This is a genomic window from Mesorhizobium sp. WSM4808 (assembly GCF_055811675.1).
Genome location: NZ_JBVVQX010000057.1, coordinates 1 through 1746, shown reverse-complemented (window position 1 = coordinate 1746; position 1746 = coordinate 1). Strand labels below are relative to the sequence as shown.

Here is a 1746-nt window from a genome sequence, read left to right as displayed (position 1 = left end):
TGCACCGGCAGCACCAAGGTGATGCGCCAGGCGCTGGAAGCCTCGCATCGCGGCTGGGGCAAGTCGGTCGTCATCGGCGTCGCCGGTGCCGGCCAGGAGATCTCGACGCGGCCGTTCCAGCTGGTCACCGGCCGCACCTGGATGGGAACCGCCTTCGGTGGCGCGCGTGGCCGCACCGACGTGCCGAAGATCGTCGACTGGTACATGGACGGCAAGATCCAGATCGATCCGATGATCACCCACACGCTGAAGCTCGAGGACATCAACAAGGGGTTCGACCTCATGCATGAGGGCAAGTCGATCCGAAGCGTCGTCGTTTACTGAGGAAGACCACAAGCCGCCGACCAACCGGCCTGCGACCTCTGTGGTTCACAAACGGGAGGAGAAAAAAATGCCGGAAAAACTGCATCCGAAAATCGACAATGGCTTGCCCCGGGAAAGCGCAAGCTTTGCCGGCGGCACGCTGGTCTGCGCCTGCACCAGCAAGCCGGTGAAGGTGAAGGTCAAGGGCCAGATCGCCCACAACCACGCCTGCGGCTGCACCAAATGCTGGAAGCCTGAGGGCGCGGTGTTCTCCGTCGTTGCCGTGGCCGGCACCGGCGACGTCACCGTCACCGAGAATGGCGACAAGCTGAAAGTGGTCGACCCCTCTGCACTAATCCAGCGCCATGCCTGCACCGGCTGCGGCGTTCACATGCATGGTCCGGTCGAACGCGATCATCCGTTCAAGGGGCTGAGCTTCATCCATCCCGAACGCTTCGTCGAGGACGGATGGTCGCCTCCCGGCTTCACCGCCTTCGTCTCGTCGATCATCGAATCCGGTGTCGATCCGAGCCGCATGGACGGTATCCGCGCGCAGTTGAAATCAATCGGCATCGAGCCCTATGACTGCCTCAACCCCGGCCTGATGGACTACATCGCCACTTGGACCGCGAAGAAGTCGGGCGCACTACCGGCCTAGGTGAAACCGGAAGGGCCGGCCCACAGCATTGGCCCTTCCCGTCCATCCTATGGCTTTCGCTGTTACCCTCGCCGGAGGCGCACGCTTCCTTGGCTAAGCGAAGGTTCCTTTGGCGGGCGTCCACGCGCCATAGCAGCAACCTTTGCTAGGAATATATGATGATCTGGGCTCTGCACTTTAGCAGTTAGGAGCTGGAATTTCCATTTGTAATACCGGCGTCGCAAGCGGTACTCGAAAGGTTTCGGCGGCATAAAGCATTTCGCGACATTCAAACAACCTAACGATCCCAAAGGGAGGTAGGAGGTAGTTGCCGCCGTGCCCGAAATCTGCATAGTTCGCTTCGACATCAACAAGTACTCGGTGCTGTCCCGCCGACCTCGAATGAGGAGAGAAGGCGTCGCGAGAGAAAGACAATGGTTGTTGTCTGTCATGGGGACGAATGGCAGGCGAATCTCGTCTCTAAATTTAGGAACACCCCAAAGCCCTCAGCCCTGTGCCACGCCCCAAATCTCAACCGTGATCTCAGGGGAGTAAATGGGCATCGGCACGAGCGTCATGGGCGGAAGCACCCCACCCAAGCAGTCAGCGAGGGTCTTGGCGAAAGCGATTGTCTCCGCTTCGGTTCCGGTCGAAGCGAAGTAACAGACCATTGTTTGATCCCAGATTTTGATGGGGCATCCTTGTCCTCCGAATCAAGGGATGCGCTATGCCAGGTTCTTCATGGGAGCGCCACGACGACAGAGGCGGTCCGTCGAGCGATACAGCATAGTCAAGAGAGCCTGAGG

At 59.6% G+C, this 1746-nt stretch carries 1 protein-coding gene and 1 pseudogene; both read left to right on the top strand.

The window, feature by feature from the left end:
* Positions 1–324 (top strand): annotated as a pseudogene (locus AC0L2U_RS34620) (S-(hydroxymethyl)glutathione dehydrogenase); the annotation flags it as partial.
* 67 nt (positions 325–391) lie between these two features.
* Positions 392–961, top strand: coding sequence for an S-(hydroxymethyl)glutathione synthase (gene gfa, locus AC0L2U_RS34615; protein ID WP_292386958.1), 570 nt, complete (start codon positions 392–394; stop codon positions 959–961).
* Positions 962–1746: the final 785 nt, after the last annotated feature.

Coding starts and splice junctions, on each gene's coding strand:
- gfa (WP_292386958.1), top strand. CDS start 392: ATGCCGGAAAAACTGCATCCGAAAATCGACAATGGCTTGCCCCGGGAA.